27 protein-coding genes are annotated in these 25,401 nt (G+C 67.0%); 13 read left to right on the top strand and 14 right to left on the bottom strand.

The features are described from left to right. Positions 1-67 precede the first annotated feature (67 nt). From ACW17V_RS07025 to ACW17V_RS07015, 3 genes are all read left to right on the top strand, one after another. A complete protein-coding gene (locus ACW17V_RS07025; RefSeq protein ID WP_492108144.1) occupies positions 68-1,564 on the top strand; it encodes a phosphomannomutase/phosphoglucomutase in 1,497 nt (498 codons plus the stop codon). Between the two features lie 212 nt (positions 1,565-1,776). Next, complete coding sequence (locus ACW17V_RS07020; protein WP_492108143.1) at positions 1,777-2,244, top strand: GNAT family N-acetyltransferase; 468 nt, start codon at positions 1,777-1,779, stop codon at positions 2,242-2,244. A gap of 96 nt (positions 2,245-2,340) precedes the next feature. Further along, entirely contained in the window at positions 2,341-2,967 is a 627-nt protein-coding gene (locus tag ACW17V_RS07015; RefSeq protein ID WP_492108142.1) for a hypothetical protein, read from the top strand. Between the two features lie 16 nt (positions 2,968-2,983). Here the strand turns inward: ACW17V_RS07015 and ACW17V_RS07010 are convergent, their stop codons facing one another. Then, positions 2,984-4,201 carry a multidrug effflux MFS transporter gene (locus tag ACW17V_RS07010; RefSeq protein WP_492108141.1) on the bottom strand — a complete coding sequence of 406 codons (1,218 nt, stop codon included), beginning with the start codon at positions 4,199-4,201 and terminating at the stop codon, positions 2,984-2,986. Positions 4,202-4,355: 154 nt separating this feature from the next. On the opposite strand from ACW17V_RS07010, the gene ACW17V_RS07005 reads away from it, so the two are divergent. Next, complete coding sequence (locus tag ACW17V_RS07005; protein WP_492108749.1) at positions 4,356-5,318, top strand: alpha/beta fold hydrolase; 963 nt, start codon at positions 4,356-4,358, stop codon at positions 5,316-5,318. A gap of 3 nt (positions 5,319-5,321) precedes the next feature. Here ACW17V_RS07005 and ACW17V_RS07000 read toward each other — a convergent pair whose 3' ends face one another. After that, entirely contained in the window at positions 5,322-5,576 is a 255-nt protein-coding gene (locus tag ACW17V_RS07000; protein WP_492108140.1) for a low temperature requirement protein A, read from the bottom strand. A gap of 97 nt (positions 5,577-5,673) precedes the next feature. Between ACW17V_RS07000 and pip the strand changes: the two genes are divergently transcribed. Beyond that, complete coding sequence (gene pip / locus ACW17V_RS06995; RefSeq protein WP_492108139.1) at positions 5,674-6,663, top strand: prolyl aminopeptidase; 990 nt, start codon at positions 5,674-5,676, stop codon at positions 6,661-6,663. A 2-nt stretch (positions 6,664-6,665) separates the two neighbouring features. Here pip and ACW17V_RS06990 read toward each other — a convergent pair whose 3' ends face one another. From ACW17V_RS06990 to ACW17V_RS06945, 10 genes are all read right to left on the bottom strand, one after another. Next, positions 6,666-7,214 carry a GNAT family N-acetyltransferase gene (locus ACW17V_RS06990; RefSeq protein ID WP_492108138.1) on the bottom strand — a complete coding sequence of 183 codons (549 nt, stop codon included), beginning with the start codon at positions 7,212-7,214 and terminating at the stop codon, positions 6,666-6,668. Beyond that, positions 7,214-8,371 (bottom strand): rod shape-determining protein RodA, encoded by a 1,158-nt coding sequence (gene rodA, locus ACW17V_RS06985; protein WP_492108137.1) that lies wholly within the window; start codon positions 8,369-8,371, stop codon positions 7,214-7,216. Before rodA ends, ACW17V_RS06990 begins: the two co-directional genes overlap by 1 nt. Next, positions 8,368-10,374, bottom strand: coding sequence for a penicillin-binding protein 2 (mrdA, locus tag ACW17V_RS06980; RefSeq protein ID WP_492108136.1), 2,007 nt, complete (start codon positions 10,372-10,374; stop codon positions 8,368-8,370). The genes rodA and mrdA overlap by 4 nt, the downstream gene beginning before the upstream one ends. Positions 10,375-10,378: 4 nt before the next feature. Then, complete coding sequence (locus ACW17V_RS06975) at positions 10,379-10,894, bottom strand: hypothetical protein (protein WP_492108135.1); 516 nt, start codon at positions 10,892-10,894, stop codon at positions 10,379-10,381. After that, positions 10,891-11,955 (bottom strand): rod shape-determining protein MreC, encoded by a 1,065-nt coding sequence (gene mreC, locus ACW17V_RS06970; RefSeq protein WP_492108134.1) that lies wholly within the window; start codon positions 11,953-11,955, stop codon positions 10,891-10,893. The genes ACW17V_RS06975 and mreC overlap by 4 nt, the downstream gene beginning before the upstream one ends. A gap of 48 nt (positions 11,956-12,003) precedes the next feature. Further along, a complete protein-coding gene (locus ACW17V_RS06965; RefSeq protein WP_004623009.1) occupies positions 12,004-13,047 on the bottom strand; it encodes a rod shape-determining protein in 1,044 nt (347 codons plus the stop codon). 342 nt (positions 13,048-13,389) lie between these two features. Continuing rightward, the gene (locus ACW17V_RS06960) at positions 13,390-14,268 is read right to left on the bottom strand and encodes a DMT family transporter (RefSeq protein WP_492108133.1); all 879 of its coding nucleotides are present in this window, start codon (positions 14,266-14,268) and stop codon (positions 13,390-13,392) included. Next, complete coding sequence (locus ACW17V_RS06955; protein WP_492108132.1) at positions 14,265-14,876, bottom strand: O-methyltransferase; 612 nt, start codon at positions 14,874-14,876, stop codon at positions 14,265-14,267. The genes ACW17V_RS06960 and ACW17V_RS06955 overlap by 4 nt, the downstream gene beginning before the upstream one ends. Positions 14,877-14,984: 108 nt before the next feature. After that, the gene (locus ACW17V_RS06950; RefSeq protein ID WP_492108131.1) at positions 14,985-16,559 is read right to left on the bottom strand and encodes a 2-isopropylmalate synthase; all 1,575 of its coding nucleotides are present in this window, start codon (positions 16,557-16,559) and stop codon (positions 14,985-14,987) included. Between the two features lie 237 nt (positions 16,560-16,796). After that, positions 16,797-18,701: an alkyl/aryl-sulfatase gene (locus ACW17V_RS06945; RefSeq protein ID WP_492108130.1), complete on the bottom strand. Its 1,905-nt coding sequence runs from the start codon at positions 18,699-18,701 to the stop codon at positions 16,797-16,799. 129 nt (positions 18,702-18,830) lie between these two features. Here ACW17V_RS06945 and ACW17V_RS06940 point away from each other — a divergent pair, with 129 nt between their 5' ends. After that, on the top strand, positions 18,831-19,520 hold the full coding sequence (locus tag ACW17V_RS06940; protein ID WP_492108129.1) for a TetR/AcrR family transcriptional regulator: 690 nt from the start codon (positions 18,831-18,833) through the stop codon (positions 19,518-19,520). Here the strand turns inward: ACW17V_RS06940 and ACW17V_RS06935 are convergent. Continuing rightward, the gene (locus ACW17V_RS06935; protein ID WP_492108128.1) at positions 19,495-20,202 is read right to left on the bottom strand and encodes a TVP38/TMEM64 family protein; all 708 of its coding nucleotides are present in this window, start codon (positions 20,200-20,202) and stop codon (positions 19,495-19,497) included. The genes ACW17V_RS06940 and ACW17V_RS06935 overlap by 26 nt on opposite strands. 219 nt (positions 20,203-20,421) lie before the next feature. Here ACW17V_RS06935 and ACW17V_RS06930 point away from each other — a divergent pair, with 219 nt between their 5' ends. From ACW17V_RS06930 to ACW17V_RS06920, 3 genes are all read left to right on the top strand, one after another. Beyond that, positions 20,422-21,087: an AAA family ATPase gene (locus ACW17V_RS06930; RefSeq protein WP_419317468.1), complete on the top strand. Its 666-nt coding sequence runs from the start codon at positions 20,422-20,424 to the stop codon at positions 21,085-21,087. 128 nt (positions 21,088-21,215) lie between these two features. Further along, the gene (locus tag ACW17V_RS06925) at positions 21,216-21,896 is read left to right on the top strand and encodes a nucleotide-binding protein (RefSeq protein ID WP_492108127.1); all 681 of its coding nucleotides are present in this window, start codon (positions 21,216-21,218) and stop codon (positions 21,894-21,896) included. 49 nt (positions 21,897-21,945) lie between these two features. Then, positions 21,946-22,479: an NADPH-dependent FMN reductase gene (locus tag ACW17V_RS06920; protein WP_492108126.1), complete on the top strand. Its 534-nt coding sequence runs from the start codon at positions 21,946-21,948 to the stop codon at positions 22,477-22,479. Here ACW17V_RS06920 and ACW17V_RS06915 read toward each other — a convergent pair. Continuing rightward, positions 22,476-23,060, bottom strand: coding sequence for a carbohydrate binding domain-containing protein (locus ACW17V_RS06915; protein ID WP_492108125.1), 585 nt, complete (start codon positions 23,058-23,060; stop codon positions 22,476-22,478). The genes ACW17V_RS06920 and ACW17V_RS06915 overlap by 4 nt on opposite strands. 282 nt (positions 23,061-23,342) lie before the next feature. Between ACW17V_RS06915 and ACW17V_RS06910 the strand changes: the two genes are divergently transcribed. From ACW17V_RS06910 to ACW17V_RS06895, 4 genes are all read left to right on the top strand, one after another. After that, complete coding sequence (locus tag ACW17V_RS06910) at positions 23,343-24,545, top strand: pyridoxal phosphate-dependent aminotransferase (protein ID WP_492108124.1); 1,203 nt, start codon at positions 23,343-23,345, stop codon at positions 24,543-24,545. Between the two features lie 104 nt (positions 24,546-24,649). After that, the gene (locus ACW17V_RS06905) at positions 24,650-24,796 is read left to right on the top strand and encodes a hypothetical protein (RefSeq protein WP_492108123.1); all 147 of its coding nucleotides are present in this window, start codon (positions 24,650-24,652) and stop codon (positions 24,794-24,796) included. Between the two features lie 9 nt (positions 24,797-24,805). Continuing rightward, positions 24,806-25,069: a hypothetical protein gene (locus tag ACW17V_RS06900; RefSeq protein WP_492108122.1), complete on the top strand. Its 264-nt coding sequence runs from the start codon at positions 24,806-24,808 to the stop codon at positions 25,067-25,069. Positions 25,070-25,133: 64 nt separating this feature from the next. Beyond that, positions 25,134-25,295, top strand: coding sequence for a hypothetical protein (locus ACW17V_RS06895; protein WP_492108121.1), 162 nt, complete (start codon positions 25,134-25,136; stop codon positions 25,293-25,295). Positions 25,296-25,401 lie beyond the last annotated feature (106 nt).

Below are 25,401 nucleotides of genomic sequence, written 5' to 3'. Positions count from 1 at the left end.
GTGAGAACGCTAGCGGCGCCGGCCCGTGGTCGCTAAAGCAACGTTCTCAACCTTGATGCGAGCCCCGATGTTCTCTGCCCCGCGCTCTGACCTCGTTCCCAATACCGCCGCCTATGAGAACGAGCCGCTGGTTAAGGCGACCGGCTTTCGCGAATACGACGCGCGCTGGCTGTTTGGGCCCGACATCAACCTGCTGGGCATCCAGGCGCTGGGACTGGGCCTGGGCACCTACATCCAGGAACTGGGCCTGTCGAAGATCGTGGTCGGCCACGACTTCCGCTCCTATTCCAGCTCGATCAAGAACGCCCTGATCCTGGGTTTGATCTCGGCCGGCTGCGAGGTTCACGACATCGGCCTGGCCCTGTCGCCGACGGCCTATTTCGCCCAGTTCGACCTGGACATCCCGTGCGTGGCCATGGTCACCGCCAGCCATAACGAGAACGGCTGGACCGGCGTGAAGATGGGCGCGCAACGCCCCCTCACCTTCGGTCCCGACGAGATGGGCCGGCTGCGCGACATCGTACTAGGCGGAGCCTTCGTCGAGCGCGACGGCGGCAAGCTGATCCGGGTCGAGGGCGAAGCCGAGCGCTTCATCGCCGACGTCGCCAAGCGCGCCAGCATCACCCGGCCCTTGAAGGTGATCGCCGCCTGCGGCAACGGCACGGCCGGCGCCTTCGCGGTCGACGCCCTGCAGCGCATGGGCGTCAGCGACGTGATCGGCATGGACACCGAGCTCGACTACACCTTCCCCAAATACAATCCGAACCCTGAAGATGTGGAGATGCTGCACTCCATGGCCGCCGCCGTGCGCGAGCACAAGGCGGACCTGGCCTTCGGCTTCGACGGCGACGGCGACCGCTGCGGCGTGGTCGATGACGAGGGCGAGGAGATCTTCGCCGACAAGATCGGCCTGATGCTGGCCCGCGATCTGGCCCCGCTGAACCCCGGCGCGACCTTCGTGGTCGATGTGAAGTCGACGGGCCTCTACGCCACCGACCCGATCCTGGCCGAGCACGGCTGCAAGGTGATCTACTGGAAGACCGGCCACAGCTATATCAAGCGCAAGAGCGCCGAGCTGGGCGCCCTGGCCGGCTTCGAGAAGAGCGGCCACTTCTTCATGAACGGCGACCTGGGCTACGGCTATGACTGCGGCCTGACCGCCGCCGCCGCCGTCCTGGCCATGCTGGACCGCAACCCCGGCCAGAAGCTGTCGGACATGCGCAAGGCCCTGCCGGTGGCCTTCACGTCTCTCACCATGAGCCCGCACTGCGGCGACGAGGTGAAGTACGGCGTCGTCGATGACGTGGTGAAGGAATACCAGGACCTGTTCGCCGCCGGCGGCTCGATCCTGGGCCGCAGGATCACCGAGGTCATCACCGTCAACGGCGTGCGCGTGCACCTGGAGGACGGCTCGTGGGTCCTGGTGCGGGCCTCATCGAACAAGCCCGAGATCGTGGTCGTGGTCGAGAGCACCAGCTCCGAGGACGACATGCGCGCCCTGTTCCGCCAGGAAGTGAAGCCGCGCCTCGGCGACCGGGTCGGGAAGTACAACCAGGAAATCTGAGTCTTCCCAGCGACGCGCGCAGTTCGTAGAGTTGCTGGACGCCCGCCGACGAGATCGGCGGGCCGGTTCCAGGAGAATGCCTTTGCTCACCGACCTCGCATCGGACCGCTTCAGCGGCCAGCGCGGACGCGTGTGAGCACGCCCGGACGCTGACCGCTCACGAAGCCTGGACAGACGTCATCGACGTCCCCTCATTTTCTTCGAGAGCCACCATGATCCTGGAAACAACCAAAGACGACTACGCACGCCTGATGCTGGGCCTCGGGCCGAGAGATCTTGATCTGGCCGACACGCCGATCGCGCCGCCTGCCATTATCGAAATGCTGGCCGGTGTCGCAGACGGCGTCTGGGCGACCTTCTCGCCTGCCTCCTGGCTGATCGTCGAGCGCGGCGAGGTGGTGGGGCTGTGCTCCATCACGCGCCCGCCCGAGCACGGCGTGGTGGATATCGGCTATGGGGTCGCGCCCAGCCGGCAAGGTCGCGGCTATGCCGGCCGGGCGGTGAGCGACATCGTCGCTTGGGCGAAAGAGCGCGACGATGTAGCGGCCCTGACCGCCGAGACATCGACGACGAACCTGGCCTCGCAGCGCGTCCTGAGCCGAAACGGCTTCGTTCAAGCAGGCGAGCGCCTTGATGAAGAGGACGGACCGTTGATCTGCTGGTGCTGCCCGACCGCATAGCGGGCCGCCGAACCGGGGCGACGGTGGAGATCAGTCACCGTCGTCCCTGACGCATTCCCCTTGCGCGAAACCCCAAAGCCGGGCGATCTCGCCAGGATGCGTCGCTCGATCCCTCTCGCCCTGACCTGCGCCCTGCTGACCGGACCGGCCCTGGCCGCCGATCCCGGCACGACCCAGCGCGGCGACACCATGCGCGACGCCGTCACCGCGCCGCTGGAGGACCTGAACCTCAGGCGCAAGGACATCCCCGCCGTGCTGACGCGCGCGGTCGCTGATCCCTATGACGTGGTGGGCCTGGAGCGTTGCGAGCCGATCGCCGCCGAGATCGGCCGGCTGGACGCGGCGCTGGGTCCCGACCTGGATGAGGCCCCGCCCCCCGACGATCGCTCCAGGAGCAGGAAGGTGGTCGATGGCGCGTGGAAGGCCGGGGTCGCCGAGGTTCGCGACCAGACGACCCATGTGCTGCCATTCCGCGGCTGGATCCGCAAGCTGACCGGCGCGGCCAAGCACGACAGGGCCGTCCAGGCCGCCATCCGCTCGGGCGGCATCCGGCGCGGCTATCTGAAGGGCGTGGGCATGCGGATGAACTGCGCGCCGCCTGCCGCGCCCAGCTGGTTCGTGCCGGCCCCGCCGCCGCCGCCGCCCGCGCCGGAAAATCCGTTGGCGAAGCTCATCGCGGTCTGGGAAAACTTCCTGATCTGGCTGCGCAACCTGATCGGCTAGGGCCTGACCGGCCGCCTCACGCCTGGGTCTTGGCGGCGCCCTCGGGCAAGGCGATCAGGAAGATGGCCAGCGACGATCCGATCAGGCAGGCGAACATCACGCCGGCCATCGGCCTAGCCGTGCCGTCGTGCAGAAGACCGCTGATCCAGGCGGCGATGGCGCCCGAGCCGAACGAGGCCGCACCCATCAGGGCCGAGGTGGAGCCGGCCCGCTTGGGATCGACGCTTAGCGCGCCGGCCATGGTGTTGCCGCCCATCAGACCATAGGTCGACAGCGACAGGAACAGCAGCGGCAGCACCGTCCACTGTCCGCCCAGACCCGACCACGCCGCGCCGACCAGTAGGAAGGCGAAGATCACCGAGGCGATGCTGGCGCGCATCAGCACGCGGTCCGGGGTGGTCCGGCGCAGGAGCAGCCGATTGACTTGGCTGGCGCCAATAATGCCCACGGCGTTGAAGGCGAAGATGATGTTGAAGACCAGCGGCGAGTGGCCATAGGTGCTCATGATCACATCCGGCCCACCAGAAATGTAGGTGAACAGCACCGCGCCGTTCAGCGTGCCGGCCAGGCCATAGCCCACCAGCCGCCGCATCCGCAGCAGGGCGCCGAACGCCTTGAAGGGGTTTTCAGAACGCGCCTGGGCCTCGGTCTCGGCCGAGCGCGACTCGCTCAGCCCCAGCGCCACCCACACGCCGATCGCCAGGCCAAACCCCGCCAGCACCCAGAACACGCCGCGCCAGCCAGCGACCAGCTGGATCAGGCCGCCAAACTGCGGGGCCAGCACCGGCGCCAGGCCCATGATCAGGGTCATCAGCGACAGCACGCGCGCCGTGTCGGCATGGCCAAAGCGATCGCGCACCACGGCGCGGGCGACCACCGCCCCGGCGCAGCCGCCCAGGGCCTGAACGAACCGCGCGGCGATCAGGGCCTCGATCGTCGGCGCCAGGGCGCAGGCCACCGAGGCCAGAAAATAGACCGCAACCCCGAACAGGATCGGACCCCGCCGGCCCAGGCGATCCGACGCCGGGCCGTAGATGAACTGGCCGATGGCCATGCCCGCGAAAAACGCCGCCAGGGTCGCCTGGGTCTGGTCCGGCCCGGCGTGCAGCGACCGGCCGATGGACGGCAGACTCGACAGATACATGTCGATCGACATGGGCGCGAAGGCGGTCAGGGCGCCCAGCAGGAGGACCAGCCTCCAGGGCGTGGCGACGGGCGGTTCGGCGACGGTCATGCGGGCCTTCTACTCCCGTTTGACGCAGCGTGAACCCCTCAACCGGCTTGCGGGGCGAGGTTTGGACCGTCACGGTGATCAACAATCACACAGGGCAGGAAAGCAGCAGGAGACATCGATGAGCCGCAGCGAAGAGCGTCCGCTCGCCCCGCCGATGCCGCAGCCGTCCTTCGCGACGGTCAACGGCATCCGCATGGCCTATTATGAGGCCGGCCCGCGCCAGGGCGTTCCCATCGTGCTGTGCCACGGCTTTCCCGAGTTTTCCTATTCCTGGCGGCACCAGATCGCGGCGCTGGCCGCGGCCGGGCGTTGGGTGATCGCGCCGGACCAGCGCGGCTACGGCCTGACTGATCGTCCCGAGCCTGTCGAGGTCTATGACATGGAGCACCTGACCGGGGATCTGGTTGGCCTGCTCGACCATCTGGGCGTCGAAAAGGCCGTCTTCGTCGGTCACGACTGGGGCGGGATCATCGTCTGGGCCATGCCGCTGCTGCATCCGGATCGGTGCGCCGGGATCATTGGCCTGAACACCCCGTTCACCCCTCGCCTGCCGCTGGATCCGATCGAGATGTACCGCCGCGCCTATGGCGACGAGATGTACATCGTCCACTTCCAGAAGCCCGGTATCGCCGACGCGCAGCTGGGCGCTGACGCCGGCAAGACCATCCGCTTCTTCATGCGCGCGCCCGGCGACAGCGTCGAAGCCTTCGAGGCGCGCCCGGCGGAGCGCAAGAGCTTGGCTCTGCAGGAAGGTCTGGCGCGCTACGATCCCGCCAGTGACCCACTGCAGTTCCTGCGTCCCGAGGAACTGGCCGTGTTCACCGAGACCTTCGAGCGCACCGGCTTTACGGGCGGCATCAACTGGTATCGCAACTTCACGCGCAACTGGCAGCGCGCGGAGCACCTGCCCCGTCGCATCGACGCCATCCCCTGCCTGATGATCATGGCCGAGCACGACGTTGTCCTGCCACCGTCGCTCTGCGACCGCATGGGCGAACAGATCGAGGATCTGGAGAAGGTGCTGATCAAGGGCAGCGGCCACTGGACCCAGCAGGAGAAGCCGGCAGAGGTCAACGCGGCCATGCTGGACTGGCTGGATCGCCGCTTTCCGGCCTGACCGTCAGGGCCGGCCGCTAGCCAGGGCCTCGGCGCGTCGGCGCATCGCCGCCGCCAGTTGCAGCAGGGCCAGGGCCGAGGTCTCGTCTCGCCGGGCCGCGCGCATCGAATAGACCTGGGCCAGGGCGAACAGCGCCTCGACCCGATCAACGCCGCCATCGGCGAAGGTCTCACCGATCGTGCGGTCCAGTTCGGCCAGCTGGCGCGGGGTGAGCATGCCCAGCAGCTCTTCGTCGGTCAGATCTTCAGGCGAGTCCATGAGCGGAACATAGCAACTCGGCGGCAGGACGCATCCTCGAACCCCGTTGGTCGATCTTTCGTTCACAGGACGAGGTGAAGCGCGTTAGGTTCGGGGCATGGATCGTAACGCTTCCTCCACCGTCATGTCCTCGATCGGCCGGCGCGGCCTCTTTCGCGAGGTCGAGCCCTATTCATTCGGCTGGATGCCCACCGGCGGTCCGCACGAGATCTATTACGAGGAATGCGGCAATCCGCGCGGCAAGCCCTGCGTGATCCTGCACGGCGGCCCCGGTGGGGCGGTCAATCCGACCATGCGGCGGTTCTTCGACCCGGCCAAATGGCGCATGGCCCTGTTCGACCAGCGCGGCTGCGGCCGCTCGCGCCCCAACGCCAGCCTCGACGATAACACCACCTGGAGCCTGATCGAGGACATCGAGCGGCTGCGCGAGCATCTGGGCGTCGAGAAATGGACCGTGTTCGGCGGCTCCTGGGGGTCGACCCTGGCCCTGGCCTACGCCATCAAGCACCCCGACCGGGTCGAGGGCCTGGTGCTGCGCGGCATCTTCCTGCTGACGCAGAAGGAACTGAACTGGTTCTACCAGGACGGCGCCTCGATGCTGTTCCCCGACGCCTGGGAACGCTTTCTGGCCCCGATCCCGGAAGACGAGCGCGGCGATCTGATGAGCGCCTATCACCGTCGGCTAGTGGCCCCCGACCGTCGCGTACAGCTGGAAGCCGCCGCGGCCTGGAGCCAGTGGGAGGGCGACACCATCTCGCTGCGAGGGCCGGAGGCGCGTCCGCCGAAGTTCAACGAAGAAGACTTCGCCATCGCCTTCGCGCGGATCGAGTGCCACTTCTTCACCAACAAGGGCTTCTTCGACCACGATGGGTGGATCCTGAAGAACATCGACAAGATCAAGCACATCCCTGGCTGGATCGTGCAGGGCCGGTTCGACGTGGTGACGCCGCTGGACAGCGCCTGGTCGCTACACAAGGCCTGGCCCGAAGCGCGCTTCGACATCATCTGGGACGCCGGCCACGCCTCGACCGAACCCGGGATCATCGATGGGCTGGTGCGGGCCACCGAGGCGGCGCTGGTTTCCTGAAATCAGGCGGCTCGGCTGATCGCCTGCGCGCCGCACCACTCCCAGCGGTCGCGCGCTGGCGAATGGATCAGGCGCTGGCCGACCGGGCTCATTCCCAGCTTTTGCATGACTCCGAATGAGGCCGCGTTCTCGCGCTGGGCGACGGCCTCGATGACCTGCACCGGCAGCAGCCGCCACATCGCCGCGAGCGCCGCCCTCCCCGCTTCGGTCATGTAGCCCTGGCCATGCGCGTGCTCGGCGAGGTGATAGCCGATATCGATCACGTCCGTCGCGTCGACGGTTCCGCCGCCAAAGCCGCCGATCATCACCCCGTCTGACAGACGCTCGATCGCATAGCTCACATGCCAGCCGGCCAGCACGCCCGCCCGCGCGAGTGCGATGCGCTCGACGGCCAGCTCAACGCTGACGGGATCTGGCCAGGTCGCCAGCCAGCGGGTCACGGCGGGCGTCAGGTTGGCCGCGAGGACAGGCGCGTCCGAGGCGCGGAAACAGCGCAACTTCAAGCGCGGCGTGATCAGCACAGGCAGCAGTTCGGCGGCCTGGTCCGACATCACATCAGCGAGCCTTTGCCGCTGGTCACTTCGGTATAGCGATGCACCCGCACGGCCTGCACCAGGCCAAAACCGATCATGACGGTCAGCATGACGGTGCCGCCATAGGACAGCATCGGCATGGGCACCCCGACCACCGGGGCCAGACCCATCACCATCGCGCCGTTGATCAGCACGTAGAGCGCGAAGGTCGCGGTCGTGCCCGCAGCGGCAAGGCGGCCAAAGTGGCTGTGGCTGATCGAAGCGATCCGCAGGGCCATGAAGATCACCGCGCCATACAGGAACAGCACCGCGAAACAGCCTAGAAAGCCGAACTCCTCGGCCAGGGTGGCGAAGATGAAGTCGGTCTGCTTCTCGGGCAGGAAGTTCAGCTGGCTCTGCGAGCCCAGACCAAAGCCCTTGCCCATCAGGCCGCCCGAACCCAGGGCGATCTTGGACTGCATGATGTGATAGCCGTTGCCCGAGGGGTCGGCCTCCGGGTTCATGAAGGTCATGATGCGGTTGCGCTGATAGTCGTGCAGCACGAACAGAATGAACGGCGGGATGGCGACCAGGGCCGCCACGACGCCGGCCACGATCACCCGCCAGGAAAGGCCCGCCAGCACCACGATGGCCAGCCCCGTGGCGGCGATCAGCACGGCGGTGCCAAGGTCTGGCTGATGGGCGACCAGCAGCACGGGCGCGCCGATCATGACGGCCGGGATCAGCAACCGCCAGGACAGACGGGCGCTGTCGGCGGACAGGCCGTGATAGTAGCGGGCCAGGGCCAGCACGAGGCCAATCTTCATGATCTCGGACGGCTGGAAGCGGAATCCACCGATCGACAGCCAGCGCTGCGCGCCCAGCGAGGTGTCTCCCACCAGCTCCACGGCGACCAGCAACAGCAGGCCCACCACATAGACGGGATAGGCGATCATGAACCACAGGCGCAGGTCGATCATGGCCAGCACGATCATGATCACGAAATAGATGCCAAAGCGGACCAGATGCCTGGCCGCCCAGGGCTCCCAGGACGCGCCGGCGATCGAAAACAGCATCAGGGCGCCAGCGCCCGCGATGAAGCAGAGCGCCAGACAGAACGTCCAGTCGATCTCCATGAACTTGATGATCGGCCGGTCGCGTTCGCCGGGCCGGCTGAGGCCGCCGCTGAGGGTCATATGTGCGGTCCTTGCGGCGGCGGCGCGGCCGGCGGCGGCGCGCCCACGATCGGATCTTCCGGCGCGGCGCCTTCGATCACCGCCTCGGGCGGCGCGTCGGGCATGGGCATCGGCTTTTCGATGCGGGCGCGGATCTCCGGATCCTTCAGCAGGGCCACGCGCATGACCTCGCGCGCGCGCGGCGCGCCGGCCGTGCCGCCGCCCAGACCGCCATGCTCGATGATGACCGAAACAGCGTAGCGCGGGTCGTCATAGGGGGCGAAGGCGACGAACAGGTTGTGGTCCTTCAGCCGCCAGCGCACGTCCTTGCTGTTGCGCGAGACGCCCTTGTCGAAGCTGCGCACCTGGGCCGTGCCGGTCTTGCCGGCCATCTGGATGTCACCCAGGCCCAGCTGACTGTTGGTGTAGGCGGTGCCGCCGGCGGCCGACACGGCGGCCATGCCTGCGCGCACATATTCCAGGTGCTCGGCCGAGAACGGCAGGTCGGGTACGGCGGCGCCGCTGGGCTGCTCGACGCCGCCCACCGACTTGATCAGACGCGGAACAAGGGCCTTCTTGCCGTTGGCCAGGCGCGAGGTCATCACCGCCAACTGCAGCGCGTTGACGTTCAGAGCCCCCTGCCCGATGCCGTAGCTGGGCGACTCGCCCGGGAACCAGATCTGGTTGCGCGGGTCCTTGAAGGCCTTCTTCTTCCAAGCGCGGTCCGGGACGATGCCACGGCGCTGGCCGGGAATGCCGATGTCGAAGATTTCGCCAAAACCCACCGCGCGCGCCGCCGTGGCGATCGCGTCGGGACCGATGCGCAGGGCCGTCTGGTAGAAATAGATGTCGCACGAGTTCTTGATGGCGTCGTGCATGTTCTGGGCGCCGTGGCCGCCCTTTTCCCAGCAACGCCAGGTGCGGCCGCCATAGTACCAGCCGCCCGAACAGTTGATCCGCTGCTCGGGATCAACCCCCGCCGTCAGGGCCGCCAGCGCCACAGTCGGCTTGAACGTCGAACCCGGCGGGTAGGTGCCGGTCATCGCCTTGTCGAGCAGCGGCTTGCGTTCGTATTCCGAAAGGGCCTTGTATTCAGGGCCACTGAGGCCCTTCACGAAGCGATTGGCGTCGAAGCTCGGCGCAGAGACCATGCACAGCAGGTCGCCGTTGCGCACGTCCATCACCACGATGGCGCCGCTCTCCTCGCCCATCACCTCAAGGGCGCGGTTCTGGATGTCGGCGTCGAGAGTGAGGCGGATTTCCTTGCCCGGCGTCGGACGGATGTCGCCTTCAGGATCGAGGCGCACAACGCGTCCCTGGGCGTCGACCTCGGCCTTAGTGGCGCCCGCGCGGCCGCGCAGGGCGGTGTCGAAGGCCTTTTCCACGCCCTGCTTGCCGATCCGGAAGCCCGGATGATGCAGCAGGTCCTGATCCTGGGTCGGATCCTTCTCGGCCGCCACCAGATCGCGGTCCGAGACCTTGGCGACATAGCCGATCACGTGGGCGAAGGCGCCGCCGAACGGATAGACCCGGACCTCGCCCATGTCGGCGGTGACGCCGGGCAGTTCCGGCGCGCGGATATTGACCCGGGAAAACTCCTCCCAGCTCATGTCTTCCATGATCGCCACCGGCGCCTTGCGAGGCGCGCGGGCAATGTCCTTGATCAGGCGGGCGCGTCGCGTTCCATCGATCGGCACCAGCTTTGACAGGTCGTCGAGGGCCGCCTCGACATCCATGCCCTTGTCCTTGGTGATCATCAGCCGGAAGTTGGGCCGATTGGACGCCAGGGGAACGCCATTGCGGTCCAGGATCAGGCCGCGCGGGGGCGGGACCAGGCGGTAGTTGAACTGGTTGCCGGCCGACAGCTTCTGATAGCGCTGGGCTTCGACCAACTGCAGCTGGGCCAAGCGGCCGCCCAGGGCCAGCAGGCCCGCGCCCGCCAGACCGCCCATCAGGAACGCGCGCCGGTGGAAGACCCCCTGGCGCTCGTTGACCTCGAAGAACAGGATTGACGGTTCGCTCATCGCCCTACCGGAAACGCACGTCGGCGTCGTCGAAACGATCGACCAGACGATGGGCGAACGGGAACAGCAGCGCCGTGGCCAGGAACTGCCAGAACACGGCCAGCAGGCTGGGCATGACCAGGCTGTCGAGCATCGAGAACAGGAAGCCGGCGATCATGGTCACGGCCGTCACACCCGCGAACCAGGCCCACATCATCGGACGGCTCTGGCCGGTCATCATGTTGCGGGCCGTCAGCACCATGGCGTAGGCGACCAGCAGCGACAGACCCCACAGGCCAAGAGGGCCGCCCCAGAACAGGTCCAGAAACAGGCCCAGCAGCAGGGTGGCGAACGGGGCCAGGATCGAGGGGCGGATCAGGGCCCAGGCGAAGGCCGGAACCAGGGCGAAGACCGGCTCGGGCAGTTGCAGGCCCCAGATGCGCAGCGGGGCCGCGAACACGATCGTGGCGGCGATGCAGACGAGCAGCGGAATGCCCAGCCAGCGCGCCGGGTGCAGGGGCCTGGCGCCGCGCATGCTCATTGCGGGGCTCCCGCGGCGGCGGGCCTGGGCGCGGCGGGTTTCGGCGCCGGCGGCTTTGGCGTCGCGGTCGCGCCTGGGGACGTCGTGGCTGGAGGCTTCGTGGCCGAAGCCGCTGGCGGCCTGGCGATGGGGGCTGGCGCGCTGAGGATCGAGGTCTGCGGATCCTCGGTGGTTACCGGCGGCAGGCTGCGGGTCTGCAGCTGCTTTTCGTCGGCCAGTTGGGCGAAGTCCTTGAAGAGCAGGATACGGACAAAGTCGATCGCGGCGTCGTCGGCGAACAGCACCACGCGCCAGCGGCCGTCCAGGCCCTTGACCGCGGCGCCCACGGGCAGGCCACGCGGCACGACGCCGCCATCGCCGGAGGTCACCACCCGGTCGCCCTGCTGGATCGGATCAACACCGCGCAGATATTCCAGCTTGGGATTGGGGCCGCCGTCGCCGGTGAGGATGGCGCGGGCGTTGGTGCGGTCGATCATCACCGGCGTGCGCGAGGCGATATCAGTCAATAGCAGCACGCGACTGACGCCGCGCGACACGCCGACGATCCGGCCGACCAGGCCGCGCTCGTTCAGCACCGGATTGCCGACCACCACGCCCTTTTCAGAACCAGCATCGGCCAGGCGGGTATTGGCGAAGGGGCCGCGGCTGTCGCTGACCACACGGGCTGACGCCATCGGGATCGGCGGATCGGTCTTCAGGCCCAGCAGGGACTTGTAGCGGTCGTTGGTGTCCTGCAGCGCCAGCGCGCGATCACGCCACTGGCGCATCTCGGCGAGCTCGGCCTTCAGCCGGCGGTTTTCGGAAGCGGTGAAGAAATAGCTGCGCGCGAAGTCGAGACCCAGGCCCGTCCAGCGTCCCGGCGCGGCGATCACGCCACTGACCGGCTTGGAGACCGTGTCCACTGTCTGGCGGGTCACGCCATAGGCGTGGTCCTGAAGCGTCTCGCGCCGGTCGGCCAGCAGGAACGCCACCGCGATCACGATCGCGACGATGAGCGCCACGGCCGCGGTCCAGGTGAGCGGCACTTTCAGGTCGCCGAGGGGACCTTCGCGAAAGGGCACGAATGCGTTCTCCTGGCGCCGCCCCGGCGCCCTTGCAGGATTCTAGGCCTAGGCCAGGGTGGATTCCAGGACGCCCTTCATCCACTTGGGATGCTCAAGCACCTTGCCGCAGCCCAGGGCCACGCAGGACAGCGGATCATCGGCCACGGTGACCGGCAGGCCGGTGTGGTCGCGGATCTCGGCGTCCAGGCCGCGCAGCAGGGCGCCGCCCCCCGTCAGCATGATGCCCTTGTCGGCGATGTCCGAAGCCAGCTCAGGCGGCGTGGCTTCCAGGGCGACCTTCACGGCCTCGACGATCTGCCCGACCGGTTCGGCCAGGGCGTCGGCGGCCTGCTTTTCGCTGATGCGCACTTCGCGCGGCACGCCCTGCATCAGGTCGCGGCCCTTGACGTCGATCGACAGGCCTTCGCCGTCGGCCGGCGCGCGGGCGGTGCCGATTTCCTTCTTGATGCGCTCGGCGGTCGTTTCGCCGATCAGCAGGTTATGGTGGCGACGCATGTAGCTGATGATCGCTTCGTCCATCTTGTCGCCGCCCACGCGGACCGAGCGCGAATAGACGATGCCCGACAGCGACAGCACGGCCACCTCGGTGGTGCCGCCGCCGATATCGACGACCATCGAACCGGTCGGCTCGTGGATGGGCAGGCCGGCGCCGATCGCGGCGGCCATCGGCTCGTCGATCAGGCCGACGCGGCGGGCCGAGGCGTTCAGGCAGCTGTCATTGATGGCGCGGCGCTCGACGGCGGTGGCGCCCGACGGCACGCAGACGATGACCTTGGGGTTCACGAAGCCCTTGCGGTTGTGAACCTTGCGGATGAAATACTTGATCATCTCCTCGGCGACTTCGAAGTCGGCGATGACCCCGTCGCGCATCGGACGGATGGCTTCCATGTGACCGGGCGTGCGGCCCAGCATCTGCTTGGCTTCGATACCCACGGCGTGGACGATCTTGCGACCACCGACATTGCGAAGCGCCACCACCGACGGCTCGTTCAGAACGATCCCCTTGCCCTTCATATAGATAAGGGTGTTGGCCGTTCCGAGGTCGATGGCGATGTCGTTGGAGATCACGCCGAAGAGGGAAGAAAACATTGAAAGCCCTGACTGAGGGATAGAGGGGCAAAACGCGGCAGTTCAAGACGAAAGCAGGCTCTGGACCAGTCCACGGCGCGAAGCGGACTTCGCGCGCGATTCACTACCTAACCCACTACCGGACAAGGACAACATGATTCCCCGGAATCGCCGTCTCATCTGGGTTTTCGTGCTCCGGGACACGACGGGAGCGCCGCCCCCTGGCCGCGCCGTCGCCTGAAAGCCCCAAAGCGCGTCGACGCTGCCCGTTTGCCCTGCGAAAGCGTTGATTTCAAGGTCTATTCGCGGCTCGTCCAAAGGCATTTGCGGAGAGGGTGTCCAAGCACCCGATCATGGCCAAATCTAGCCGAGCGCGGCCATGACCACGCCGAGCGCCGTGACCGCTCCGGCGATGATCTGCAGACGGGTCAGACGCTCGGCGAACAGTCGTCGCCCGGCCAGGGCGGCGATGGGCATTTCGATCACGCCGACGGCCCGGACCGGTCCCACCGGGCTCAGGGCCATGGCCGTGAACCACAGGCCGGAAGCCGCCGCGCCGCAGAATCCCGCCCCGAGCGACTGTCTCCAGACTGCCGCCACAGCCGCAAGCGCGGCCGGGTTTCGCACCGCCAGCACGCTGGTCAGGGTCACCGTCTGGATCGCCTGCACGACCATCACCGTGACAAAGGCCGAGGCGACGGGATGGCCGGGGTCGAAGGCCAGGCTGGCCTGCCGGAAGCAGTTGGCGCTGAGCGCGAAGATCGCGCCCGAGCCCAGCCCGGCCAGAACGGCGCCGCGACGCAGGACGACCTCGCCTCGCGGCCAGGACAGGGCCGCCAGACCCAGGGTGACCACCAGGCCGCCGATCCAGGCCATGAGACCCACATGGTCGCCAAACAGCAGCACACCCCAGACCAGGGCGAAAGGCAGTCCGCTCTGTTGCATGGCCGTGCCCAGGGCGAAGGTCGAGCGATGCATGGCGGTCAGCAAGGCCGCCGTGGCGGCGATCTGCAGCCCCGCCCCCGCCGCGCAGGCCAGCCAGAACCAGGTCGCGGGATGGGCCTGTGCGCCCGGCGTGGCCCACCAGGCCACGGCCGCGAACACGGTGGCGAAGGGCAGGCCAAACAGAAACCGCACCAGGGTCGCACCCCACGGCCCTGCTCCACCCATGACAGAGCGCTGGGCGGCGTTGCGGGCGACCTGCAGGGCCGCCGCGCCGATGGTGATGGGAATCCAGATCATGACCGTCGCGCCGATATCACCAGGCCCGAGGCCCAGGAGAGGCTGACGGTCGCGAGATCAGGATGGCTTTTCAGCCGCGCGGTCAGGTCGTCAACCCGCGCCTGATGACCGCACGGCCAATTGGGCTGGGGAAGCATGTCATCGACGATGTAGAGACCTCCCGGCGCCAGCAAGGCCAGCGCCGCGTCCAAGCCATCGTACTTTCCGGGCCAGGCGTCAGCGAAGATCAGGTCGAAGCTTCCCCTCGCCTGCCCTCGAATGACGTCGAGGCCGTCGGCGACCACGAAGCGCACCCGCTGATCTCGGGCCAGCGCCTCCCGCGCCACGACCTGGACACGCTGGTCCGTATCAACGCTGAGCAGGGTGGCGTCCGCGCTCATGCCTGCGGCCAGGCACACGGTGGCAAGCCCCGTGCCGGTGCCCAGCTCCAGCAGGTTTCCTCCGGGCTTGGAAGCGGCCAGCAGGCGCAACATCGCGCCGGTGTCGGGCTCGGAAGGCATAGCAAAGCCCAGCGCGGCAGTGCGGGCGCCGATCTCGCGCCAGGATTCAGGCAAGGCGGCGGCATTGTCGCCGAACCCGGGGTTCGCCGAGGAAAGGGTGGAGCTCATGCGGCATCCGCTCATGGGGCCGCGCAGGGCGGCGCTACCCGTCGCGCTGAGGCGACGGGATCATCCTTGCGATAGGGAAAGGGGTCGGGGGCGCGAACGCTTCCGATCCTAGAAGCCGCTGGCGATCGCCGCCTCGGGCCGGCTCTTCTCCTTGCGGGCGAAGAGGTTGTTGAGCGCGTTGACATAGGCCTTGGCCGACGCGGTCAGGGTGTCGGTATCGGCGGCCTGGCCGGTGGCGATACGACCGTCTTCTTCCAGTCGCACCGAGACCTGGGCCTGGGCGTCCGTGCCTTCGGTGACGGCGTGCACCTGGAACAGGCGCAGGGCGGCGCTGTGCGGCACGATCTTGTGGATGGCGTTGAACACCGCGTCCACGGGACCATCGCCGGTCGCCTCGGCGGTACGTTCCTGGCCGTCGACGTCGAGGGTCAGCTCGGCCGACTGGCCGTCGGTGCCGGCCACGACGCGCAGGTGCTGCACGCGGATCTTTTCCGAGCCGCGCGCCAAGGCGTCGTCGACCAGGGCGATGATGTCGTCGTCGTAGACGTGCTTCTTGCGGTCGGCCAGGTCCTTGAAGCGGCCAAAGGCCTCCTTCAGGGCGTTCTGGCCCAGCTCGTAGCCCAGGTCCTTCAGCTTGGCGCGGAAGGCGTGGCTGCCCGAGTGCTTGCCCATGACAAGGCTGGACGGCGCCTGGCCGACCGACTCCGGGGTCATGATCTCGTAGGTCTCGCGGTTCTTCAGCATCCCGTCCTGGTGGATGCCGCTTTCATGCGCGAAGGCGTTCTTGCCGACGATGGCCTTGTTGTACTGCACCGGGAAACCGGTGATGGCCGAGACGTAGCGGCTGGCGCGAGTGATGTGGGTGGTGTCGATCCTGGTCTCGTAGGGCAGCTTGTCGCCGCGCACCTTCAGGGCCATCACCACCTCTTCCAGCGCGGCGTTGCCGGCGCGCTCGCCCAGACCGTTGATGGCGCATTCGATCTGGCGCGCCCCGCCCTGCACGCCGGCCAGGCTGTTGGCCACGGCCAGGCCCAGGTCGTTGTGGCAGTGGGTCGAGAAGATCACCCTGTCAGCGCCCTCGACGTTCTGGGTCATCCAGCTGAACAGGTCGGCATATTCCGACGGATAGGTGTAGCCAACGGTGTCGGGCAGGTTGATCGTCGTGGCGCCGGCCTTGATGGCGGTCTCGATGGCGCGGCGCAGGAACTGGCGGTCGCTGCGGGTGGCGTCCTCGGCCGACCACTCGACATCGTCGCGCAGGTTGCGGGCATGGGTCACCGAGCGGGCGATCACGTCGATGACGGCGTCCGGCTCCATCTGCAGCTTGTGCTTCATGTGCAGGTCGCTGGTGGCGATCACCACATGGATGCGGCCGCGGGCGGCGGGCTTCAACGCTTCAGCGCAACGGTCGATGTCGACCTGATGCGCCCGGCACAGGCCGGCGATGGTGCTGTCCTTGACGATCTTGGCGATCTCGCGAACCGCCTCGAAATCGCCGTTCGAAGCGATCGGGAAGCCGGCCTCGATAACGTCGACGCCCATCTCCTCAAGGATCTTGGCCAGTTCCAGCTTTTCGTCATGCGACATGGACGCGCCGGGCGACTGCTCGCCGTCGCGCATGGTGGTGTCGAAGATCACGACGTTGTCGCGCTTGTCGAAAGCGCCGTTGGCTACGGGGGTCATTTGATTACTCGTCGGAAGGTGTCTGCGTGCGGGGCGGCTGCGGGTAAATCATCCCCTGCGCGCCCGGCCACGACGAGGCGTGACCCTAGAGCGCCCAGGGGCTGGTAAGCCGAAGCAGAAGCAGGGTGCGCGCGACGTTCATGCGCACTTTCTACACATCGCCCCCAATCGCAGCAAGCATTTTGCGCCCGGAGCGCGATTGGCCGCACGCAGCGCAACTTCTATCCAAACATCAAACTATTTGAGGCGGGTGACGATCGGAAAATCGTTCGGGAAGGTGTCAAACCACCCCGACAGCCGCCCCATGGCGGCCCGATCGCCCTCGAGCTTGACCTCTCCGGCCAGGATCTTGGGCAGTAGGGACGTTCCCCGGAACAGCGAGTCGAGAAACAGCGGTCGGGAAACAGTCAGGGTGGCGTCGACCGCCTCACCTGCGACAAGCGGCTGAGCCACCAGAACACGGTTACGGACCTCGACCAGGAACCGCTCGTTACGCTCCGGGAAGACGAAGGCCAGCTTGAGGCGCGCGTCGCCGACCTTTTCGGCGTTCAGCCGGATGGCCAGGACGTCGAAGATCATCTGGCTTTCCAGGCCCTGCAACATGTCGAGCGAGGCCATGGAGGCCGGGAGCTTGCGCACGCCATCCCTCAGCTCATCGGTCGCCGTCAGGTACATGTTCCTCCAGATGGCGTTCTCGGTCTGGTAGCCGAGTTGTTCATAGGCAGCGGCCAGTTGGGCTCGGGCGGCTTTGTCGCCGCCATCGCTCATGACGACGTGGTTCAACAGGCTGGCGGCCCAGGCATAGTCGCCGGTCGTGGCGGCCTCGGCGGCCAGGGCCCTGACCTTATCGGCGCCGCCCATGGCGGCGACATAGCGCTTGCCGGTTTCGGCGGGCGGCGCCGGGGCCAGGTGCGCGGGATTGGCGTCGTACCAGCCCATATAGCGCTGATAAACCGCGCGGCTGTTGAAACTCATCGAGCCGTAGTAGCCGCGATTGTACCAGTCCCTGGCCAGGGTCGGCGGCAGCTCGATCCGGGCGGCGATCTCGTCGCCGGTCAGGCCCAGGTTCAGCAGTCGCACCGACTGATCGTGCAGATACTTGTAAGCGTCGCGGTGCTCGCCCAGGAAGGTCTTCACCGTCTCCTGGCCAAAGCGCGGCCAGCCGTGGCTGGTGATCATCAGGTCCGACTGGTCGGCGAACAGGCGGATGGACTCGGTCAGGCCGTCAGCCCAGGCCTTGCTGTCGCGAACCAGCGCCCCGCGCGGGGTCAGCACATTATGCATCGTGACATTGGCGTTCTCGGCCATGTCGAGGATGCGCAGATCCGGCAGGTAGAGGTTCATCTCGGCAGGGGCTTCGGTGTTGGGCGTGTACTGGAAGCGCACCTTCACGCCATCCAGCACCAGTTCCTGGCCGGTGTGGTCGATAGTCTGGGTCGGCGGGATCAGGGTGATCGTACCCTTGGCGATGCCCTGGCCTATGCCCGAGCTGATCTGACCCTCCACGCCAGGCGGCAGCATGATGCCGAACTGATACTGGGCCCTGCGGCTCATGGCGTTGCCGGCCAGCACGTTCTCGCTGACGACCTCCTTCATGAAGCCCTCAGGCGCGACGATCGCCACCTTGCCGGCCTCGACATCTTTTTGGTCGACGATGCCGCGCACGCCGCCGAAGTGGTCGCTGTGGCTGTGGGTATAGATCACCGCCCGGATCGGCAGCACGCCCAGCTTCTCAGTGACAAGGTCGAAGGCCGCACGGGCGGTCTCGGCCGTGGTCAGCGGATCGACGACAACCCACCCGGTGTCGCCCTTGATGAAGGTGACGTTGGAGACATCAAAGCCCCTCACCTGCCAGACCCGGTCGGAGACCTGAAAGAGGCCGTGGCGCGACAGCAACTGGGCCTGACGCCAGAGACTGGGATTCACCGTCGCGGGCGCCTCGCCCTTGAGGAAGTCATAGGCCGCGAGGTTCCACGCCACCTGGCCGTCTGCTCGCCTGATCAGCGGATCGGCGCGCGTGCCCAGAAAGCCCCGATCGGCGAACTCGAAGTCCTGACGATCGGAAAACGGCAATGCCCGGGCGACAGCCTTCTGATGCTCGGCGGTGAGCGCCGAGGCCCGCTCGCCAGCATCAGCGGCCAATGGAATCGCGAAAAGCGAAACAATCGACACGACAAGCGCCACTTTACGGTTAAGTCTGAATCCCGACACCGAATCCTCCCCCGTTTCGTATTTTGAAACTTTATAGTTTCATTCTACTTATCACCGAAGATGACCGCAGCAAACCAAGCTCGAACACCGACGCCACGCGGTCGTCCCGGCCAGCCCAAGCCCCGGGTCGATCGCGACGCGCGCGCCCAGGCCGTGCTTGACGCGGCCGTGCTTGTGTTCGCTGAAAAGGGCCTTCACGCCGCGACGATGCAGGACATCGCCGACCGGGTGTGCATGGCGAAGATCCTGATCTACCGGCTTTATCCCTCACGTCAGGCCCTGGTAGACGCCCTGTTCAGCGAAATCCTGGTCGAGATCGAGGCCATCGCCGCCCAGCCGTGGGGCGGGTACGGATCGGGCATGGCGGCTCTGATCGAGATGGGCAGGGCGCGCCCCGCCCTGTTCCTGCTGCTGCTGCGGGAGGCGCGCGGCGGTCCCGAGACCCTGCCTTGGGCCACCGCGTGCGACGCCCTGCTCGCGGGCCTGACCGAACCCTTCGTGGCGGCGCCGCCGGAAGCCTCCGACGACCTGAAGGCCGCCTGCGCCCACGCGGCGCGAACCTTCCTGCCCTTTGTTGTTCAGGCCTGGGTCGCCGGGATCGAGCGCAGCGACGGCATGACCGACGCGGCGCGCATCAGGTGGTTTGGCCTGATGGTCCGCGCATGGCGCAGCGCGACGCGCGAAGCCCTCGGACTGCCGGACGCGCCGGAACCGGCCACGCTGGCTAGTCAGCCGCCTCGCGCTTCTTGAGCCAGGCGCGGGCGACAAGACCCGCGACGATCCAGACAGCCACGGCGATCACGAGCATTACGATGTGCTGCCCGCCACCGCCGCGCATGGCCTGGACGATGGAGTTGCCGGCGAAGGCCGTCAGGCCGATCTTCGGAATGATGCCGATGGCCGTGCCGGCCGCGAAATCGCGCAGCTTCATCGGCGTGACGCCGGCGGCCATGTTGACGACGATGAAGGGGGCCGAGGGCACCAGCCGCACGATCAGGCTGGCCAAGAAGCCGTTCTTGCCGATAAGCCGCATGAACTTGGCCACGCCGTCGCCCGCGAAGTCACGCAGCACCCTGGCGCCGAACGCGCGTCCCAGCCAAAACCCGACCAGCGACGAGACCAGGGTGCCGACCCAGCTATAGGCGAAGCCCGTCAAGGGTCCGAAGGCGACCACCGCCGCGGCGATCAGCACGAACTGGGGAACACCGATAAAGGCCAGGGCGGCGAACGCTCCCACCGCCATGGGCAGGGCCCAGGGACCATGGGCCGCGCCAAGCCACTGCTCGACGGCCGCCTCACCATTGAGGCCCAGCATCTGGGCGCCGAACAGGAAGACGATCCCCACCCCGCCAAACAGCACGAAGGACACCGCCACCGTGCGCCAGGCGCGGGCGTCCATATTGGTCACAAACTCGATGAGGCGGCGCATCACGTCTCCTGCCTCGCTCAATGGCGCCGGTGGGTCAAGCATCGGCGGCGTCTGTGGCGCCTCGATGGCGGGCGAATTAACCATGTCACAGCCCTCACCCCTTGTTTTTCAAGGGATAGCACTCGCCCGTCACGACATTTCGTTTGCCAAGCCTTCACATTACACCGTTACTTATCCACAGGCCGGTGGGGCAAGAACCGTGTCTGAACTGGAGTGATCGACGTGAAGACCCTGGCTGTGATTTCTCGCAAGGGCGGTGCCGGAAAGACAACACTCTCGGTCAATCTGGCCATCACCGCCCATTTGGCCGGCCTCAAGACGATGATCGCCGACATCGACCCGCAGCGCTCGGCGACCGATGCGCTCAAGGCCCGCGTCGCGCCCGGTCCGACTCTGATGGAGATCAACGCCGGCAAGCTGTTCCAGACCAAGGCCACCGCCGGCTACAGCGGCTATGACTGCCTGATAGTCGACACACCGGCGGCGCCGGACACCGATGTCCTCCAGGCCGTGCAGTGCGCCGACCTCTGTGTGCTGGTGTGCCGCCCCACCTTCCTGGATATCGCCTCTATCGCGCGGTCGGCCGAAGCCGTTCGCCGCCTGGGCAAGAAGGGACTGATCGTCCTCAGCCAGGCCCCGCCCCGTCGCAATGGCGAAGAGCCCCTCAGCGTCCTGAAAGCCGCCGAGGCGTTGCGTTTTACCGGCATGCCCATGGCGCCGGTCGGACTGCGCGCCCGCGCCGCTTTCCAGCAGTCGATGGCCCATGGTCGATCGGTCTGCGAGTGGGAGCCGAGCTCGGCCGCCAGCCAGGAAATCCAGCGTCTTTGGGACCATCTGGAAACCCTGGCGCCGAGCGGTCAGAGCGACCTGTACCTTCGCGCGAACTGAAGCGCGATCCGCGAAATCGCGAGGTCGCGGAGGTTGTATTTCGTTTACATTTTCTCCCTCACTATGGCGAAGCTTGGCGTCAAGCCAATCGGTTCCAGTTCAGGTGGCGGCCTGGGGGGAGATTAGCCGTGAAGACAATCAGCGTGCTTTGCCGAAAAGGCGGAACGGGCAAGACGACACTCGCCGTTAATCTGGCCATTGCGGCCTTTCTGGATGGCCACAAGGTGATGTTGGCCGACCTTGACCCTCAGCGATCAGCCTCGGACGCGCTCCGGGCCCGAAGGCGTCCCGGCCCCGCGTTCGCCGAAAGCTGCGCCGGCAAGCTGTTCCACGCTCAAACCAACGCCCAGCGCGAGGGCGTTGAACTGCTGATCGTCGACACACCGGCGGCTCCAGAGACGGACGTGGCGCATGCTGTCAGTCTTTCAGACCTGTGCCTGGTGGTGGGACGTCCCTCGTTCCTGGATCTGGCCCCCATCGTGCGATCGGCGGACACGGTGCGCCGTCTCAATCGACAGGGCCTGATCGTGCTCAACCAGGCTCACACCAATCGCCCCGAGGTGGCTCCCGTCGCCTTTCCGGACGTGGTCGAGGCCCTGCGCTTCTGCGGCCTGCCGCTGGCGCCGGCGGGACTGCGCTCCCGTAGCGTGTTCCAGCAAGCGATTGCTCAGGGCCAGTCGGTCATGGAGCTGGAGCCCGGCGGGGCCGCAGCCCAGGACATGTCACGCCTGTGGGCGCACCTGAAGTGTGCATGGGCGCTGGGCGACCATGGCCAGACGTCGCCGGAGCTAGCCGCCCGCGCCGGTTGATCCTATCTCTCTCGCGTCGCCTGATCCTTGGGCGATGCGAAAGCATGACATGAAGATCCTAGGCGTTTCCGGCAGCCTGCGCGCCGCCTCGTTCAACACTGCCCTGCTGCGCGCGGCGCAGGAACTGGCCCCCGAGGATGTCACGATCCAGATCTTCGGCCTGCACGACCTGCCCCTGTTCAATCAGGACGTCGAGGACGTGGGCGATCCGCCGGCCGTGACCGCCTGGAAGGACGCGATCCGAACGTCCGACGCCCTGCTGCTGGCCTGCCCCGAATACAACGGCGGCGTCACCGGGGTGTTGAAGAACGCCATCGACTGGGCCTCGCGCGGCAAGCCCGCGCCGCTGGCGGGCAAGATCTGTTGCCTGGTCGGGGCCAGTCCGGGCGCGACGGGTACTGTCCGGGCCCAGGACGCCCTGCGGCTGTCCCTGCGGCGCGCCGGGGCCGAGGCCGTTCCGCTAGGGGAGATCCTGGTCGGTCAGGCGCACACCAAGATCGTCGACGGCGTGCTGGCCGACGAAACCACGCGGACCTATCTGGCCCGCCATCTGGCGACCTTCGCGGCGCGGCTGCGGAGCTAGTTGGCCAGCTTCGACAGGTCGTAGTCGGGGCCAAAGTCCAGCACGAAGACCGGTCCCAGCACGACGGTCTGCCTGGCCGAGGCCAGATGAAGAGAGATGTTGCCGCCCCCGGCCGGGATATCGATCGCCGCCTTGCCGGGCACCGTGTGCATCGCCCATTCCCCGCCGATCTTCACCGAGCCCTGCATGGCCGCGTCGTAGGGCGCGCTGGACTGCTGGATACGAGCGCCCGAGATCGTCGCCGCGGCCGGCCCGCCATCGACGCTTTCGGCCTTGGCCCAGAAGGCCAGAAGCAGGGTGTCGCCCTTGGCGATCTTGCCGCTGATCGGCTGTTGGGCGGCCACGTCCCAGGGCTGGGCGCTGGCGGACGCGACCTCGACGCGGATCCCGCCGCCGCCCACCACGGACTTGTCCTTGACCGGCTTGTTGGTCTGGCCCGCACCCTGGACCTGCCAGTTGGCCGACGGCGTGTTGATCGCCTTCTGCAGGATGTCGCCATCCTTGTCCTGACGCGCCAGGACCGACGACCCGGCGCCGACGGCCAGCGCCACGAGCGAGGCGACGACGATGACAGCTTTCATGCTGCTCCCTCCCCTGTTTCACCTGGACGGAATCGTCCTTCGGGACGGCTCCGGCATTTCCCCCCAAGGTCGGCCGACGAGGCGGTCCTGAACCTTGATCGTTGTTATTGATGGTAGCGCTACCGTTTGAAGCTCGGCGAGGCAAGACGCGGTCGCGCCACAGGCCTGTCGCCCAAAGGCCTCACCTGCCGCAAGAGCGGTCGCCCCGCGTTGCGCCGCAGCAAGCGGAGGCGTAAAGACCGCCGCAATCCTGAAAACCGGTTTCCCAGGGGAGTCCCAAGAATGTCGCTCGAGTCCGCCGCCCTGCGGCGCATCGCACCGTCGGCCACCATCGCCATCAGCGCCAAGGCGCGCGCTCTGAAGGCCGCCGGTCGTGACATCATCGCCCTGTCGGCGGGCGAGCCGGACTTCGACACCCCGGAAAACATCAAGGAAGCTGGCATCACGGCGATCCGCGCCGGCAAGACCAAATACACCGACCCCGACGGCATGCCCGAGCTGAAGGCGGCGATCTGCGCCAAGTTCAAGCGCGAGAACGGCCTCGACTATAAGCCCAGCCAGGTCCACGTCGCCCCCGGCGGCAAGCCGGTGATTTACAACGCCCTCGTCGCCACCCTGAACCCGGGCGACGAAGTCATCATCCCCGCGCCCTACTGGGTGTCGTATCCCGACATGGTCCTGCTGGCCGGCGGAACGCCCGTGCCGGTCGAGACGACGGCCGAGAGCGGCTTCAAGCTGACGCCGGAAGCCCTCGAAAAGGTCATCACGCCCAAGTCCAAGTGGCTGATCATCAACAGCCCGTCCAACCCCTCGGGCGGCGCCTATACCCGCGCCGAGCTGCAGGCCATCGCTGACGTGCTGCTCAAGCACCCGCAGGTCTGGGTGCTGACCGACGACATGTACGAGCACCTGGTGTTCGACGACTTCGAATTCACCACCATCGCCCAGGTCGAGCCCAGGCTGTACGACCGCACGCTGACGATGAACGGCGTCTCCAAGGCCTACGCCATGACCGGCTGGCGGATCGGCTACGCGGCCGGCCCCGAGCCGCTGATCAAGGCCATGGCCAAGATGATCAGCCAGACGACCTCCAATCCCTCGTCCATCTCGCAATGGGCGGCGCTGGAGGCGCTGAACGGCACGCAGGACTTCATCAAGCCTAACGCCAAGCTGTTCCAGGAGCGCCGCGATCTGGTCGTGTCGATGCTGAACCAGGCCAGCGGGATCCACTGCCCGACCCCGGAAGGCGCGTTCTATGTCTATCCGTCGTGCGCCGGCCTGATCGGCAAGACCGCGCCCAGCGGCAAGGTCATTGAAAGCGACGAGGATTTCGCCGTCGAACTGCTGGAAACCGAAGGCGTCGCCGTCGTCCACGGCGCGGCTTTCGGCCTCTCGCCGTTCTTCCGGATCAGCTACGCCACCAGCAACGATGTGCTGGAAGACGCCTGCTCGCGGATCCAACGTTTCTGCGGCAACGTTAAGTAGATCGACAAAATCCTCCCCTTCGGGGGAGGATTCCACTGCGCATCGCGCACAAAGCGCGCTAGGGGTCTCGCCCGTCGCGCTTCCAGCGGCCAAGGAGGTCTCAAATGGCGCGTACTCCCAACTATTCCTTCGAACGTCAGGAACGCGAGCGCGCCAAGGCTCGCAAGGCTGCCGAGAAGGCTGCCGAAAAGGCCGCCGCCAAGCAGGCGCAAAATCCCGATGACGCTCCGTCCCAGACCGACGATCAGTAAAGAACCTTCATGCCCACCCTGACGATGTACAACCACGAGACCGTCGCCCTTGATGGCGAGGTCTTTTCGGACTGCGAGTTTCGCGGTTGCCGCCTCGTCTATTCCGGCGGGGAAGCCCCGACCTTCGACGGCTGCCGTTTCGACGAATGCGAATGGAAGTTCGACGACGCCGCCGAACGCACCCTGGCCCACCTGAAAGTGGTCTGGAACAATGGCGGCAAGGGCCCGGTCCAGGCGCTGATCAAGGAAATCACGGGCGGCGGCGGGCGCTAGCCCGCGGAGCCTTCGCCGAACTGGCGTGTTAGGTCGTGTGACACTGCACGATTGAAGCAAGCCCATGCGAAGCGCCAAGGAGTGCCTGGCCAAGGCCGCCGAGATGGAGCGGCAGGCGGCTCAATGCCAGACCCCCGCCCTGCGGGCTGATCTCATCTCGATGGCCGAGACCTGGCGATACGTCGCCCTGCAGGCGCTTTGGCAGGATCGCCGAACGGGCGTCTAGGCCAAGCAATTGACGACATCAGTTTGGAAAGCGCGTAGGGCTTTACTATCGGCATCCATCCGCTGCCGTCCGCGCCCAAGTCGCCGCGTCGAGGATCGGACATAAA

Source organism: Caulobacter sp. FV2ye17ST, from assembly GCF_058680955.1.
This window is presented reverse-complemented; position numbering and strand designations above follow the sequence as displayed.

Coding starts and splice junctions, on each gene's coding strand:
- ACW17V_RS07025 (WP_492108144.1), top strand. CDS start 68: ATGTTCTCTGCCCCGCGCTCTGACCTCGTTCCCAATACCGCCGCCTAT.
- ACW17V_RS07020 (WP_492108143.1), top strand. CDS start 1,777: ATGATCCTGGAAACAACCAAAGACGACTACGCACGCCTGATGCTGGGC.
- ACW17V_RS07015 (WP_492108142.1), top strand. CDS start 2,341: ATGCGTCGCTCGATCCCTCTCGCCCTGACCTGCGCCCTGCTGACCGGA.
- ACW17V_RS07010 (WP_492108141.1), bottom strand. CDS start 4,201: ATGACCGTCGCCGAACCGCCCGTCGCCACGCCCTGGAGGCTGGTCCTC.
- ACW17V_RS07005 (WP_492108749.1), top strand. CDS start 4,356: ATGCCGCAGCCGTCCTTCGCGACGGTCAACGGCATCCGCATGGCCTAT.
- ACW17V_RS07000 (WP_492108140.1), bottom strand. CDS start 5,576: ATGGACTCGCCTGAAGATCTGACCGACGAAGAGCTGCTGGGCATGCTC.
- pip (WP_492108139.1), top strand. CDS start 5,674: ATGGATCGTAACGCTTCCTCCACCGTCATGTCCTCGATCGGCCGGCGC.
- ACW17V_RS06990 (WP_492108138.1), bottom strand. CDS start 7,214: ATGTCGGACCAGGCCGCCGAACTGCTGCCTGTGCTGATCACGCCGCGC.
- rodA (WP_492108137.1), bottom strand. CDS start 8,371: ATGACCCTCAGCGGCGGCCTCAGCCGGCCCGGCGAACGCGACCGGCCG.
- mrdA (WP_492108136.1), bottom strand. CDS start 10,374: ATGAGCGAACCGTCAATCCTGTTCTTCGAGGTCAACGAGCGCCAGGGG.
- ACW17V_RS06975 (WP_492108135.1), bottom strand. CDS start 10,894: ATGAGCATGCGCGGCGCCAGGCCCCTGCACCCGGCGCGCTGGCTGGGC.
- ACW17V_RS06965 (WP_004623009.1), bottom strand. CDS start 13,047: ATGTTTTCTTCCCTCTTCGGCGTGATCTCCAACGACATCGCCATCGAC.
- ACW17V_RS06960 (WP_492108133.1), bottom strand. CDS start 14,268: ATGATCTGGATTCCCATCACCATCGGCGCGGCGGCCCTGCAGGTCGCC.
- ACW17V_RS06955 (WP_492108132.1), bottom strand. CDS start 14,876: ATGAGCTCCACCCTTTCCTCGGCGAACCCCGGGTTCGGCGACAATGCC.
- ACW17V_RS06950 (WP_492108131.1), bottom strand. CDS start 16,559: ATGACCCCCGTAGCCAACGGCGCTTTCGACAAGCGCGACAACGTCGTG.
- ACW17V_RS06940 (WP_492108129.1), top strand. CDS start 18,831: ATGACCGCAGCAAACCAAGCTCGAACACCGACGCCACGCGGTCGTCCC.
- ACW17V_RS06920 (WP_492108126.1), top strand. CDS start 21,946: ATGAAGATCCTAGGCGTTTCCGGCAGCCTGCGCGCCGCCTCGTTCAAC.
- ACW17V_RS06915 (WP_492108125.1), bottom strand. CDS start 23,060: ATGAAAGCTGTCATCGTCGTCGCCTCGCTCGTGGCGCTGGCCGTCGGC.
- ACW17V_RS06910 (WP_492108124.1), top strand. CDS start 23,343: ATGTCGCTCGAGTCCGCCGCCCTGCGGCGCATCGCACCGTCGGCCACC.
- ACW17V_RS06905 (WP_492108123.1), top strand. CDS start 24,650: ATGGCGCGTACTCCCAACTATTCCTTCGAACGTCAGGAACGCGAGCGC.
- ACW17V_RS06900 (WP_492108122.1), top strand. CDS start 24,806: ATGCCCACCCTGACGATGTACAACCACGAGACCGTCGCCCTTGATGGC.
- ACW17V_RS06895 (WP_492108121.1), top strand. CDS start 25,134: ATGCGAAGCGCCAAGGAGTGCCTGGCCAAGGCCGCCGAGATGGAGCGG.